The organism is Maribacter luteocoastalis, assembly GCF_048890225.1.
In the GTDB taxonomy this organism is placed as follows: domain Bacteria; phylum Bacteroidota; class Bacteroidia; order Flavobacteriales; family Flavobacteriaceae; genus Maribacter; species Maribacter luteocoastalis.
The window spans coordinates 34,874-48,813 of sequence record NZ_JBMFZG010000001.1; the positions used below are offsets into that span (position 1 = coordinate 34,874).

Below are 13,940 nucleotides of genomic sequence, written 5' to 3' on the forward strand. Positions count from 1 at the left end.
AATCTATGGTTTAATTTGCAATTTGCTCTAATTGAGGCGGATTCGCGAATGACTGCCAATAGCCCTCCGCTTCTTCTTTGGTCAACTCACCTTCAAACACCACCATTCTATATCTTAATTCGTAATTTTTATTAGGTTCAATTTGCCATTCTTCATGACGGATAGGACAAAACTCAAAAAACATATCTCCACGTCCATCATTACCATCTATTGGCCAAACACGCATGGGCTCTGGATGCATTCTGTTCTCTGGATAACTCAAAAATAGGATTCCGTTGGTTCCAGTACCGTCTGCAGATACACCACTTACAATGGCCCACTTTGCATTGGTGCCATCAGCTGTTAAACGATCCTCACCTTCTGATGTAAGCACATGACAATTGTCTTTATGCCAACGCTCGGTAAAACGCATTCCCAATCCGCCACCATATCGGTAAGCTTCAAATAGAATACCGTTTTGCAATGGTGTATTAAAACTGGATGTGTAATCTAACATATAACGGTCATCCCTGTTTAAGCCCCACAACTTAACCTGAAGATTTTCGTTCAGGGCCACGAGCGGTTGTGGTTGTATTTTGAAAGCTATATGTTCTTGGGCAGCACTAAAACTGGCAGAAACAGTTCCACTTTCAATACTATTAAAATCTTTAAATAGAACGGTACCTTGCCCTTCTACTAAATTCCAAAAATCGACCCGCGTCGTGTCGATTCGTGTATGGGTCCAAGGCCCCCAAACTCCATAATGATGCCAATGATCAGGTGGATTAATTCTTGTAAGCGTATCTCCTTTTGGAGTTATGATAGGATGAATGTATCCTGATTTTTTAAAAATAGAATCAGCACCCTTTGGTGGATAGTGCATTTCATAACGATAGCCTACCAACGATGTATTGTTTTTACCCAACAGTAAATCACCATCCTTTTTAATAGCAGATACTATGTTAGTCTGATTATTAGATTCCGTTTTTATAGTTAAACTATAATCCGCTTTGCGTTCAGCACTATGCACAAACCAAATTTTATTAGCCGTTGTATCCATTTCAAATGGAACAATTTCATCACCGTTCATTAATGTGGCCTCATCCCCTTTAAATTCACCTAAATCCATAGAAACAGGTCCGTTCATCAAAAAACCACTACCCTCTTTTAGTTGATATATAAAAGTTTCTTTTTTCTCATTACAAGAAATTAAAATCATTAAAATTACTACTGCAATTAGATTTTTCATTAAGGTATGGGCGTATTCATAAGATGGACAAATCTATTTATAAAGATTGAACTAAACAATAGATTACGCAATCATATTGTTAAAAAATAAATTTATTCATAATATTTTAATATTATTTGCAAACAGTATATCAAATTCAAGGTCATTGATTGTTAAAATTAAATAACCAATTAAGGGATAGTTTTAATTTAGCTACGACTTGTAATTGAGAATCAAAGAAATTTAGGTTTTAAATAGAACACTTTATATAAATCGTTTTTACACATTAATCTTAGTGCTAACTTATGTATAGAAATAAAATGAAAATTAGCCTAGTGCTTGGCCTTCTATTGTTATCATTATTCAATCTACATGCCCAAAACCTAGAAGCTATACCCATTACAGACGAATGGGTAGCCAAAATGGAACAACTAATTCCTAGTGAGCCTAGGGTAAAATCCTCTGTAAAAAGAAAAATACTGGTCTTCTCTAAAGCAACTGGTTTCGATCATTGGACTATACCACACAATATTGAAATTCTAAAAAGCTTTGGAAAAAAAACAAATGCTTTTGAAATACATGTAGGGTTTGACATTGCGAATTTTAGCAAGAAAAATCTAAGGAAATATGATGCAGTAGTATTAAATAATTCAAATCCTATAGGACCTAAACGAAATTTGTTTTATGATCTTTTAAAAAACTACAGTTCACTTTCTGAACAAGAGATCATTGATCAAGCTGCTACCTATGAAACCAATTTAATGGATTATGTTGAAAAAGGTGGCGGACTTATGATTTTACATGGTGCAATTGTCGTTCAAAATAATTCACAGCGATTTAGTGAGATGACAGGTGGTAGTTTTGACTATCACCCCAAACAACAAGAAATTCATATTAAGGAAGTAGATAAAAACCACCCTTTAATACAGGCATTTAATGGAAAAGGATTTACCCATATAGATGAACCCTACTTCTTTAAAAATGCTTATTTCAATTATAATTTTAGACCCCTGTTATATTTTAACGTTCATGAAATAGAAGGTCTGAAACACGAGGCTAAAAACGATATAAATTATGTTGCTTGGATAAAAAAACATGGTAAAGGAAGGGTGTTCTATAGCTCGCCTTCACATAATGCACAAAGTTTATACAAGCCTGAATTACTACAATTTTTAATGGACGGATTGCAGTACGTAACAAACGATCTAAAGGTTGACGATAGCCCCATAAAAAAGCCATAACTATGGTTTGGCTGTATACTATATATTGGTACAAATAGTGAAAATCACCGTAAAGAGTACAATACTTCTAAAATGTTTTTCATCATTTTCTATATTGGTCCAAGTATAAAAACAGAAAGAATTCAGCCCTTATTCTAAGACAATACGCAGAGGATACATTAATAGAAAGCCAGGCTACGAACCTGGCTTAAATAGCCCAAATAGGGCACAACTAACTCAAATATTATTATTTATTTTCCATTAAAAAATATCATTATACCAATTACAATTAATACTATAAATACTGACACCGCTATATCTACCCAATTATAGCTACTTTTATTCTTCTTCTTTTCTTCGTCAGTAATAGTTCCAAAAGTTAAATTAAGCACTTTTTCTTCGTCTGGTTCTTTTGTCATTAAGCTTACTACCACCATAAAGATTAAACAGAATAAAAAGAACCAAGCACCAAAGGTTAAAAAATTCATATCACCTAAATAATATAAAATACTATCTGAGTCCAAAATGTCTTTCACCAACTCTAGTGCTATTCGTAAAAACGCCACTATAATACCCATAACCAGAGTTGCAAAAGCACCTGTGGCATTTATTCGTTTATAAAAAATTCCCAATAAAAATACAGCTGTTATAGGAGGAGCAATGTATGACTGTACACTCTGTAAGTATTCATACAATACTCCAGAAATATTTGCCATGATAGGGATCCATATAATTCCAATGATTACTACAAAAACCGTCGCTATTTGACCTGTACGGACTAATTTTTTCTCTGGCGCATTTGGTTTTAACTTCTTATAAACATCCACCGTAAATAATGTTGAGCAAGAATTAAATACGGATGCCAAAGAACTCATTAATGCCGCTAACAAACCAGCTGCTACCAATCCTCTTAATCCGGAGGGCAATAGGTTACTCATTAACACAGGAAATGCTTCATCTGCACTTTCCCATTCTAACTCGCCTCTCATCTTTAAAGTAAGAGCTATAACCCCAGGTATCAAAAACAGAAAAACAGGCAACAATTTTAATAGGGCTCCGAAAATGGTACCTCTCCTACCCTCTTTTATGTTTTTTGCTGTTAATGTTCTTTGTACAATATATTGATCGGTACACCAATACCAAATACCTACTATAGTACTTGTTATAAATAAGGATGGCCATGGAAAATCTGGATCGGTCGCCGGTCGCCACATATTAAAATATTCCGGACCCAAAGTATCTACCATACTACCCCATCCACCAACTTTATCCAAACCTATAAAGGTTAAAACTGCGGCACCAACAACCAATAGAATTGCCTGTAAGGTCTCAGTATATACCACCGCACGCATTCCACCAAGTACTGTATATATACCTGTCAACACCACTGTTGCAATGGCTCCTGTCCAGAAATCTATTCCTAATAATGCAGAAACAACAACACCACCGGCATAAATGGTAACCGATATCTTTGTAAGTACATAAGCTACTATAGAAAAAATAGACAAAACCCACCTAGATCTAGCATCAAAACGTTTCTCCAAAAATTCCGGCATCGTGAATACACCACTACGTGCATAAAAAGGTAAGAACACCCAACCTAACATTAAAACGACCCAAGCGTGGATTTCATATATTAGCAAGGGCAACTTATTACTTGCTCCTGTACCGGCCAAACCAACCACGTGTTCTGAACCAATGTTGGACGCAAAAATAGAAGCACCTACCACGAACCAACCTACATTCCTACCTGCTAAAAAATAATCTTCTGTGTTGTTTTCTTTTTTTCGGATAACCCAAATCGCTACTCCTATTAATAACAGAAAATATAAGGATATACTGATCCAGTCAAAATTGTCTAATTGTTGCATAAAAGTTGGTTATTTGGTTGATAGCTTAAAGCTTGTTTTTGTCATATATTTTTCTCCAGGTTCCAATAGTACCGAAGGGAAATCTGATTGGTTTGGCGAATCTGGATAATGTTGTGTTTCCAAACATAAACCGCTACGTTGTTCATAGTTTCCAGTTGGTGCGGGTAATGTACCATCCAAAAAATTGCCGGTATAAAATTGTATCCCCGGCTCATCTGTAAAAACTTCCAAGTATCTTCCTGACGCTGGTTCATAGGCACTAGCCACCTCTCGGTAGCCTTTACTTTGATTGTTCAAGACCCAGCAGTGATCAAATCCTCCTCCCAATTTCAACTGCTCGTTTTCTACAGATATATCTTGTCCAACCATTTTAGGTTGTCTAAAATCAAAAGGTGTCCCTTCCACTGAAGCCAATTCTCCTGTGGGTATTAAACCTGAATCAACCGGCAAATAGTGATCTGCATCAATTTCTACAATATGGTCTAATATGGGTTTAGAAAAATCTCCAGATAAATTAAAGTAAGCATGTTGGGTAAGGTTTACAACAGTAGCTTTGTCAGTAGTTGCTTCGTACAGCACATCCAAGGAATCATGATCATTTAGGGTATAGGTTACTTTAGTTTCTAAAGTACCCGGGAAACCTTCTTCCATATCCTGACTTGTATAGGATAAAATCAGAGATACTGATGTCTCTCCTTCCGATATTTCCGCATCCCAAACTTGCTTATCAAAACCTTTTAACCCGCCATGAAGGTTATTATCACCATTATTTTGAGCTAATTGATATTCCTTATCACCAATTGTAAACTTCCCTTTAGCTATTCTATTCCCGTACCTACCAATGAGTGCTCCAAAATATGGGTTATCTTCCTCATATTGAGCAAGGTTATCAAACCCCAACACCACATTTTTTAGATTCCCTTCTTTATCAGGAGACTTTAATGATGTAATACGACCACCGTAGGTAATGATTTCCACTTCAATACCACCTTTATTCTTCAGTGTAAACAATGCTACTTTTTTACCATCAGTTGTAGTACCATATTCACTCCTTTCTATAGTCGCAGTTTTAATGGGTTCTTCTTTCATTTTTTTCTCTGTTTTTTCCTTGCAGTTCACATTTAAAACCAATGTGATCAATAAGGTTAATGAATAGCTTAAGTTGGTCAGTTGTTTCATAATTATAGTGTGTTACAAATTATTTTTAAACAGATGAAAGTACGCTTCATTGGCGTTGAGTTGGTCCTTGAAACTTCTAATATTAGTGTTTTTATCAATTACGACAAGTTCAATACCGGCCATTTCTGCAAAATCTTCAATAAATTCAGTCGTCAATGCTTGCGTATATACAGTATGATGAGCACCACCAGCCAATATCCACGCTGTAGCCGCTACCTCTAAATTAGGTTTTGCATCCCATAGTACCCTAGCTACAGGTAATTTAGGTAATTCCCCCATAGGTTTTACAGCATCAACCTCATTTACAATTAATCGAAACCGATTTCCTAAATCTACCAACGAAACATTAAGAGCGGGACCCGCGGGTGAGTTAAAAACCAAACGAACTGGATCTTCCTTACCTCCAATTCCCAAAGGATGTACCTCACAAGATGGTTTACCATCGGCAATGGACGGACAGATTTCAAGCATATGGGATCCCATTACATAAGATCTTTCCGGTGTAAAATGATAGGTATAATCTTCCATAAAAGATGTTCCACCTTCTAGACCGGTAGCCATAACTTTTAACGCTCTTAATAGAGCCGATGTTTTCCAATCTCCCTCACCACCAAATCCATAACCATCTGCCATTAATCTTTGGCTAGCAATACCGGGCAACTGTTTAAGTTCACCAAGATTTTCAAAGGTATCTGTAAAAGCCTTGAAATCTCCTTCCTCCAAAAATGCACGAAGACCCAATTCAATTTTGGCAGCATCTAACAAAGACTGTCGCTTCTCCCCTCCTACTTTAAGTTTATCACTTAATTCATAAGAATCTTCATATTCTGCCACTAAGGCATCAATATCTTTCTGGCTTAACTTTTCCATATGGGCAACAACATCGGAAGAATCATATCCGTTCACAGAAAAACCAAAGCGCAATTGAGCTTCAACCTTATCACCGCAAGTAACGGCTACTTCCCTCATGTTATCACCGATACGTGCAACCTTAAGATTTTGGAACTCGTCCCATCCCATTGCAACACGCGACCAGTTTCCCAATTTTTGCTGCACGCTGTCGGTCTGCCAATGTCCTACAACAATCTTTCTATTTTTCCTCATTCTGGTCATCATGTGACCAAATTCCCTATCGCCATGCGCCGATTGATTCAAATTCATAAAATCCATATCAATGGTTTCCCATGGAACTTCTGCGTTGAACTGTGTATGAAGATGGCATAAAGGCTTGTTCAAAACACTTAATCCTTTGATCCACATTTTTGCAGGAGAAAAAGTATGCATCCAAGTAATAATACCAATACAATTTTTATTGGAACTCGCCTGGAGACAAACGTCGGTAATTTCGTTGGGTGTCTTTACCGTAGGTTTATATACGATATTTACTGGTATATGCTTAGAGGCATTAAGCCCTCTAACTATCTCCTGAGAATTATCCGCTACCTGTTTAAGAGTTTCAGGTCCATATAAATGTTGGCTGCCAGTTACAAACCATATTTCCTTATCTGCCATATTTTTAATGATTAAATTATTCTATTTATTATTGACCGTAATACGCATTTTTACCATGCTTACGTTCGTAATGCTTTTTTATAAGCGCCTCTTTTAGCCTTGGTGCTGCCGGATTAATTTGAAGTGTCAAATAAGCCATTTGTGCTACCGTTTCCAGGACTTTACTATTATATACCGCTTTAGCAGCTGTTTTACCCCAAGCGAAAGGACCATGATTACCTAGCAAGACCATTTCTACTTCTTCAGAAGACAGGCCGCGCTCATTAAAACAATCAACAATCTGAATTCCGGTATTGTGCTCATAATTTCCTTCAATAAGGTCGTCCCTCATAGGTGCTGCACAAGGAATATCAGCGGTCAAATGATCTGCATGGGTAGTTCCAAAAACGGGAATATCTTTTTGCGCCTGGGCCCAAGCAACAGAATATGTAGCGTGGGTATGTGCAATACCACCAATATGCGCCCAGTTTTTATATAAAAATGCATGTGTTTTGGTGTCCGATGAGGGTCTCATGGTACCTTCCACAATTGTATTATCATAGTCCAAGATTACGATATCCTCTGGTTTAAGCTTCTCATACGGAACACCACTTGGCTTTATTGCAAACACACCATTTAGCCTATCAACAGCGCTAACGTTGCCAAAAGTATAAATAACCAGGCCTAAATTGTTTAGTTCAATGTTTGCCTCAAAACATTCCTGTTTAAGTGCTTTGTATTTAGAACTCATTCTTCTATTTATTTTTTATCGAATTTTCTATAAAACCCCCTAGTTCACTATAGGATTCCATCAATTGTTGGTAAACCGAAACGGCTTCATGTTGGGGATGATATTCTGCTTCAAACTCACTTCCCATATACTGACTAGCCTCTACCACATTGGAATAAATTCCTGAAGCCACCGCAGCATAAATAGCCGCACCCAATGCCGGCGCTTGATCTGACGCGGCTACTTTTATGGGCATATTCATAACGTTGGCTAAGGTCTGCATGATAAAAGGCGATTTTCTGGCAACGCCGCCGATTCCAATAACGGAATTAATTTGCACTCCCTCTTCTTGAAAACGGTCCGCTATTTTTTTGGAACCAAAACAAATGGCATTGACCAGTGCCTTGAAAATATGCGGTGCCTTGGTCCCCAAGGAAAGGCTTGAGATAGCACTTTTTAAGTTTTGATCCGCATCTGGCGTTCTTCTACCATTTATCCAATCCAAAGCTGTTGGAATACTTTCCGATAAGGGAATCGACTCTGCAGCTTCAGAAAGTTCTTTGATGAAATTGTCTTCAATTTCTTTCCTTAAATCTATTTTTTGTTGTTCGGATAAAATATCACTTTTAAGAACCAGATTATCTATAGGCCATGAGAGTACATCTTTGAACCATGCCAACAAATCACCAAAAGCCGATTGCCCGGCTTCTAAACCTATCAATCCAGGAATTACAGAACCATCTACTTGTCCGCAGATTCCTTTTATGGTCTTTCCTTCTATTTCTTTATTGGCAGCCACCATTATATCACAGGTTGAGGTACCCATTACCCTTACTAAGGCATGCTCATCAATTTTGGCCCCTACGGCACCGGAATGTGCATCAAACGTTCCTACTGCAATAACGGTATCTGTTGTTAGACCAAGTTTATCTGCCCAAATTTTACTTAGCTTACCTGCAATTTCATTAGAGGTAAATGTCTCCTCGTATAGGTTTTCACGTAAATCTGCCAAGTAGGGATGTAATTTTTTTAAAAATTCCTTTGGTGGCAAGCCACCCCAGCTTTCGTGCCACATCGCTTTATGACCAGCAGCACATCTACTTCGTTTAAAAGTTCTCAAGTCCTTATCCTCTATAAGTAGATAGGTCATTAAGTCGCAGTGCTCCATCCATGTGAAAGCATTGTTCATTACCTTTTCATCCTCCTTTACTACATGGGCTATTTTTGCCCAAAACCACTCTGAAGAATAGATACCTCCAACATACTTGGTAAAATTCTCCCCACCCCAAGTGGCTCCCAATTCATTTATTTGTTCGGCCTCTTTTATGGCAGTGTGGTCTTTCCATAATACCATCATAGCGTTCGGGTTTTCCATAAATCCGTCTACCAAAGCTAAAGGGGTTCCATCTTTGGCAACAGGAACAGGGGAAGACCCTGTTGTATCTATGCAAATACCTTTTACATCTTCAGGCCGTACATTGCTCTTTTCCATAACAGCTTTTATGGTAAACTCTAAACCCTCAATATGGTCTAAAGGATGCTGCCTAAACTGATTTATGGAAGGATTACAATATTTCTTTTCCATCCATCTTTTATACCAATGTACTTCTGAAGCAACCTCACCCCCACTTTCTGAATTTACTAGGACGGCTCTTACAGAATCCGAACCATAATCCAAACCAATTACATATTCATTTTTCAAAACTTTAAATAGCTTTAATTTCTTTTATCCTGAATAAAAAATACTTTACCCTTTAGTTTACTTAGACCCTTCAATAACTATGACCGAGAAAGGTGGTATAGTCACTTCTAAAATCCCCTTCTTAAATTCGAAATCCTTAAAATTTTTAGGCGCTATTTTGTTTGGGTCCTCGAAAGTGTTATGATCCTGCAAATTACCTGTGTTTAAAATAGAGCCATTTATCTTTTTTAATCCAAGTTTATTTAAATCTATGGATACTTTATTATTATAGTTGGCATCTATGTTCGTAAATGAAATATGCACTTTTTGTTTATCATCTTTAGAAGCAGATACTGTTAATGCCGGTAATGACTCTTCTTTGAAAGTATATTTAGGAGACTCAAAGTCTACTGGAATCAAGGTGGCATCTTGATGCACTTTATACATGTTCATGACATGATAAGTAGGCGTAAGTATCATTTTTTCCTTATCCGTTAAAATCACAGCCTGTAATACGTTCACAGCTTGCGCCAAATTGGCCATCTTGACACGGTCAGCATGATTATTGAAAATATTAAGGTTCATACCAGCAATCATAGCATCTCGCATCGTATTTTGCTGGTAAAGAAATCCGGGATTTGTACCTTCTGATACTTCATACCATCCACCCCATTCATCAACTATCAAATCAACCTTCTTATCTTCATCGTACTTATCCATTATGGCTGTATGTTTAACAATAAGTTCTTCCATTAGCCAAGATTCTTTCATAGACTTAAAATAGGCTTCTTCATCAAAATCAACATCAGAACCTTTAGCATCCCAATCAATTACAGAATAATGGTGAAGTGCAACCCCCTGCAACATATTCTTTGGTATGTTTTTCATTAAAACCTCTGTCCAATTATAATCATCATTACTTGCACCAGAAGCAATTTTGTAGATACCTCCTTCTACATCGGCATCGGACATAAACGTAACATATTTTTTATAAATATCCACATAGTACTCTGGACGCATATTTCCGCCACAACCCCAAGCTTCGTTACCTATTCCCCAATATTTCACTCCCCATGGTTCTTCTTTACCATTTTCACGTCGTAAGTCCGACATGGGACTTTTACCTTTGAAATTAGTGTACTGTACCCAATCTGCCAATTCCTGAACACCCCCGCTACCAACATTACCTGATAAATATGGTTCTGCACCGAGCTCCTTGCATAAATTCAAGAAATTATGGGTTCCAAAACTATTATCTTCTGTTATCCCACCCCACCAAGTATTTACGATAGTGGGCCTTTTATTCAAATCACCAATTCCATCCATCCAATGGTAAGTGTCTGCAAAACAACCACCAGGCCATCTAAGATTGGGGATTTGTAATTCTTTCAAAGCATTTATAATATCCAGTCTCACACCTTCAGAATTTGGGATAGTACTATTTTCCCCAACGTAAAATCCTTCATAGATGCATCTACCTAAGTGTTCGGCAAAATGACCATAAATATGCTTGCTAATAATAGGTGCATCTTCTGATGCAGAAATATTGACATTGGTTACAGTCTGACCAAGACCTGTTTGTGTGCTAACTGCTACAATTAGCATTAGAAAATTGAAAAAAATACGTTTGTACATAATAAAATGTGTTTATAGTTGGTGAAAATATGTTTGGTAAAGTAACATTAAATCATCAAAGAAATAATTGACAAGCAAGTATAAATAAAAAAAGTGTTTATTCGACACTTAAAAAGAATTATTCCATTCAAAGTATAAAATTTACCATAATATGTGTAGATTGTTATCCTTATTTATTTTGATAAAGAATGACATTAAGCACTTACACCAATGAAGACAAAGTATTACTTGCTGTAGATTGTATCATATTTGGTTTTGATAAGGAAGACTTAAAAATTTTGCTGATTAAAAGAGATTTTGAACCCGAAAAAGGAAAATGGTCACTTATAGGTGGTTTCCTCAAAAAGGAAGAAAACCTTGATGAAGCTGCTATTAGAATTTTGCATCACTTAACAGGGTTACATAATATTTATATGGAGCAATTATATACCTTTAGTAAGGTAGATAGAGATCCTGCAGAAAGAACCTTATCCACTGCATATTATGCATTAATTGATATTGCAAATCACGATCAAGAAATTATAAAACCAGACTCCTGTCAATGGTTTAACTTAAAAAACACTCCTAAGCTTATTTTTGACCACGATAAAATGGTAGAAAAAGCAATTGCGAGACTTAGACGTAGGGCTTTAAGCAAACCTATAGGCTTTGAACTATTACCAGAAAAATTCACCATGCGCCAACTTCAAAAATTGTATGAAGTAATAATGGACAAGAAACTGGACAAGCGCAACTTCATCAATAAATTTAATTCATTAGATATTTTGATTAAGCTAGAAGAAAAAGATATGACTTCCTCCAAAAAAGGTGCATTTTTATTCAAGTTTGATGAAAACAAATACAAAAGAAAAGTTGAGGAAGGTTTTAATTTTAAAATTTAACTTTACTTCCTTTTTACTCCCACAAAGTAACTTCTTGGTTTAATAAATCTTCTAAATCACACCTTTGGAATTTTCAAAACACAACTGGTTCGCTATACTATAAGTTAAATTAATCACAAATATGTTATTACGATAGAGCTATAAGTACTTACAATTAAGAAAGAATTGCGTAATTTGAATTTTATGTTAACTTTGAAAAAAAACATCAATGGAGTTACTCGAAAAGGCTCAGGAATTTGAAAACAGAAAGATGAGCAATATGTCCACTAGTGATAGAGTGGAGGCTTCCAGAGAAGCAAAAGCACTTATATTAAGTATTAATGAGGTTTATAAAGAGACAAAAGATCCGGAATTAATGGACGTTATGAAGCGTCTTACCGAAAAAAAGAAGAAAATTGAAAAACGCTTAAATGGGGTACCTTTGGTATAACAAATTTAATTTCTTTAAGTTAATCTAAGTCTTAACGTATTTATTTTAAAAGATAATCCCCTTATTGAATAAGGGGATTTTTTGTCCTACTAAACAAAACTTTAATCGATAATCACCTTAAACAACTGTATAACAACCACAAAAACTTTCAATTGAACCATTAATTTACTTTTAGTTGGAATAAAAATAGATCTTTGAATTCCAAATTTTACTAAAAGTGAAGAATACCATAAAACCTACCGAAAAGATTTTAGCCAAAATTAATTGGCTATATAATTTTCTTGCGAAATACTTCCTATCCTTTTTGTCTTCTTTTGTTTTGCAATGGCATTTATTATAATGTACCTCTACGTGCTTTGATAAAAAGTTAGCTACCACCTAAATATAATGGGTAAGGTAAATCATGACAGTTACTTCCAAAGTACTTTAATGTTAACTTAGATTTTTAAAATCAAACTATTTCCGCGCTTAATCCAGCATTCAACAACCCAGAACAACGCGGCACTAAATCTTTATATTCTCCAGTCTTTACCGTGCATTTACCCTTGTAATGGACAATAAGCGAACATTGTTCCGCTTGTTCAGGGGTGTGATCACAAATATCCATGAGTGTTTCAATGACATGGTCAAATGTATTCACATCATCATTAAAAAGGACTATTTCATTCTGCTTTACCGTTTCTTCCTCTAAGAGGAGCTCTTCGGAAATCTTTTCTTTAGTGCCCATCATAATCATATTAGTATACTCTAAATTACATATTTTGCTGCAACCCAATTATTTTTTTCAAGGTTTTTTTCAAATTTAAGTCCAGCTTTTTGGCATGCTTCGTTTAGTAAACCCAAATCATCATTATAAAAACCACTTAACAACAATACCCCATTATTGGCTAAACAATTCACATATTTAGGTATGTCATTCAGCAGAATATTACGATTTATATTAGCTATAATCAGGTCATACATTTTATTTTTTAACAATGATGCATCTCCCTCGTATACGTTTATGTGTGTCACCTTATTACGTTCAATATTTTCAAGGGCATTTAGATAACACCAATTGTCAATATCAATGGCATCTATTATTGATGCCCCCCTCATGGCTGCTAAAATTGCCAAAACACCAGTACCACTTCCCATATCCAAAACTACTTTATCCTTCACATCTAGGGCAAGTAAATGTTGGAGCATCATGTGCGTGGTTTCATGATGCCCTGTTCCAAAACTCATCTTTGGCTCTATAATAATATCGTACTCCACATCCTTTTTCTCGTGAAATGGTGCCCTTATCATACAAACATCATCTACTAGTATTGGCGTGAAATTTGCTTCCCAAGTAGCATTCCAATTTTCTTGTTCTATTTCCTTACTTTTATAATCTATTTTAAATTTTGTGTTTTTAAGTATAGAAATTTCTTCCAAGATTTTATTGTTCCATTCCTCTTTTTGAATATAGGCCAAGACACCATCTTCCTCTTCAACAAAACTTTCAAAACCTACAGCACCTAATTCCGCAATTAAGATATCTGACGCAGGCTGTAAGGGTTGCACCTTAAAGCTATATTCAACATAAATTATATTCCCCATATTTCTAAAATTAAAAAAGGGTATTAAAAAA

The 13,940-nt window shown here is 35.9% G+C and carries 12 protein-coding genes; 3 read left to right on the forward strand and 9 right to left on the reverse strand.

Annotated elements, in window-relative coordinates; genetic code table 11:
* Positions 1–10 precede the first annotated feature (10 nt).
* A complete protein-coding gene (locus tag ACOCEA_RS00145; RefSeq protein ID WP_420754169.1) occupies positions 11–1,228 on the reverse strand; it encodes a DUF6807 domain-containing protein in 1,218 nt (405 codons plus the stop codon).
* A 299-nt stretch (positions 1,229–1,527) separates the two neighbouring features.
* Between ACOCEA_RS00145 and ACOCEA_RS00150 the strand changes: the two genes are divergently transcribed.
* On the forward strand, positions 1,528–2,448 hold the full coding sequence (locus tag ACOCEA_RS00150; protein ID WP_420754170.1) for a ThuA domain-containing protein: 921 nt from the start codon (positions 1,528–1,530) through the stop codon (positions 2,446–2,448).
* 230 nt (positions 2,449–2,678) lie between these two features.
* Here the strand turns inward: ACOCEA_RS00150 and ACOCEA_RS00155 are convergent, their stop codons facing one another.
* Genes ACOCEA_RS00155 through ACOCEA_RS00180 form a run of 6 tightly spaced genes read right to left on the reverse strand, consistent with a single transcriptional unit; the run spans position 2,679 to position 11,014 of the window.
* Positions 2,679–4,298, reverse strand: a complete 1,620-nt coding sequence (locus ACOCEA_RS00155) for a sodium:solute symporter (protein ID WP_420754171.1) — start codon at positions 4,296–4,298, stop codon at positions 2,679–2,681.
* Positions 4,299–4,307: 9 nt separating this feature from the next.
* Positions 4,308–5,477, reverse strand: a complete 1,170-nt coding sequence (locus ACOCEA_RS00160) for an aldose epimerase family protein (RefSeq protein ID WP_420754172.1) — start codon at positions 5,475–5,477, stop codon at positions 4,308–4,310.
* Between the two features lie 12 nt (positions 5,478–5,489).
* A complete protein-coding gene (araA, locus tag ACOCEA_RS00165; RefSeq protein ID WP_420754173.1) occupies positions 5,490–6,989 on the reverse strand; it encodes an L-arabinose isomerase in 1,500 nt (499 codons plus the stop codon).
* A 28-nt stretch (positions 6,990–7,017) separates the two neighbouring features.
* A complete protein-coding gene (locus tag ACOCEA_RS00170) occupies positions 7,018–7,719 on the reverse strand; it encodes an L-ribulose-5-phosphate 4-epimerase (RefSeq protein WP_420754174.1) in 702 nt (233 codons plus the stop codon).
* 4 nt (positions 7,720–7,723) lie between these two features.
* Positions 7,724–9,400: a ribulokinase gene (locus ACOCEA_RS00175; RefSeq protein WP_420754175.1), complete on the reverse strand. Its 1,677-nt coding sequence runs from the start codon at positions 9,398–9,400 to the stop codon at positions 7,724–7,726.
* A 57-nt stretch (positions 9,401–9,457) separates the two neighbouring features.
* Complete coding sequence (locus ACOCEA_RS00180) at positions 9,458–11,014, reverse strand: alpha-N-arabinofuranosidase (protein WP_420754176.1); 1,557 nt, start codon at positions 11,012–11,014, stop codon at positions 9,458–9,460.
* A gap of 188 nt (positions 11,015–11,202) precedes the next feature.
* On the opposite strand from ACOCEA_RS00180, the gene ACOCEA_RS00185 reads away from it, so the two are divergent.
* Both ACOCEA_RS00185 and ACOCEA_RS00190 read left to right on the forward strand, forming a co-directional pair.
* Entirely contained in the window at positions 11,203–11,895 is a 693-nt protein-coding gene (locus ACOCEA_RS00185; protein WP_420754177.1) for an NUDIX hydrolase, read from the forward strand.
* Positions 11,896–12,103: 208 nt separating this feature from the next.
* Entirely contained in the window at positions 12,104–12,325 is a 222-nt protein-coding gene (locus ACOCEA_RS00190; RefSeq protein ID WP_420754178.1) for a hypothetical protein, read from the forward strand.
* A 451-nt stretch (positions 12,326–12,776) separates the two neighbouring features.
* On the opposite strand, the gene ACOCEA_RS00195 is transcribed toward ACOCEA_RS00190, so the two are convergent.
* Positions 12,777–13,052, reverse strand: a complete 276-nt coding sequence (locus tag ACOCEA_RS00195; protein WP_420754179.1) for an ATP-dependent Clp protease adaptor ClpS — start codon at positions 13,050–13,052, stop codon at positions 12,777–12,779.
* Between the two features lie 20 nt (positions 13,053–13,072).
* Entirely contained in the window at positions 13,073–13,909 is an 837-nt protein-coding gene (gene prmA, locus ACOCEA_RS00200) for a 50S ribosomal protein L11 methyltransferase (protein WP_420754180.1), read from the reverse strand.
* Positions 13,910–13,940 lie beyond the last annotated feature (31 nt).

Coding starts and splice junctions, on each gene's coding strand:
- ACOCEA_RS00145 (WP_420754169.1), bottom strand. CDS start 1,228: ATGAAAAATCTAATTGCAGTAGTAATTTTAATGATTTTAATTTCTTGT.
- ACOCEA_RS00150 (WP_420754170.1), top strand. CDS start 1,528: ATGAAAATTAGCCTAGTGCTTGGCCTTCTATTGTTATCATTATTCAAT.
- ACOCEA_RS00155 (WP_420754171.1), bottom strand. CDS start 4,298: ATGCAACAATTAGACAATTTTGACTGGATCAGTATATCCTTATATTTT.
- ACOCEA_RS00160 (WP_420754172.1), bottom strand. CDS start 5,477: ATGAAACAACTGACCAACTTAAGCTATTCATTAACCTTATTGATCACA.
- araA (WP_420754173.1), bottom strand. CDS start 6,989: ATGGCAGATAAGGAAATATGGTTTGTAACTGGCAGCCAACATTTATAT.
- ACOCEA_RS00170 (WP_420754174.1), bottom strand. CDS start 7,719: ATGAGTTCTAAATACAAAGCACTTAAACAGGAATGTTTTGAGGCAAAC.
- ACOCEA_RS00180 (WP_420754176.1), bottom strand. CDS start 11,014: ATGTACAAACGTATTTTTTTCAATTTTCTAATGCTAATTGTAGCAGTT.
- ACOCEA_RS00185 (WP_420754177.1), top strand. CDS start 11,203: ATGACATTAAGCACTTACACCAATGAAGACAAAGTATTACTTGCTGTA.
- ACOCEA_RS00190 (WP_420754178.1), top strand. CDS start 12,104: ATGGAGTTACTCGAAAAGGCTCAGGAATTTGAAAACAGAAAGATGAGC.
- ACOCEA_RS00195 (WP_420754179.1), bottom strand. CDS start 13,052: ATGGGCACTAAAGAAAAGATTTCCGAAGAGCTCCTCTTAGAGGAAGAA.
- prmA (WP_420754180.1), bottom strand. CDS start 13,909: ATGGGGAATATAATTTATGTTGAATATAGCTTTAAGGTGCAACCCTTA.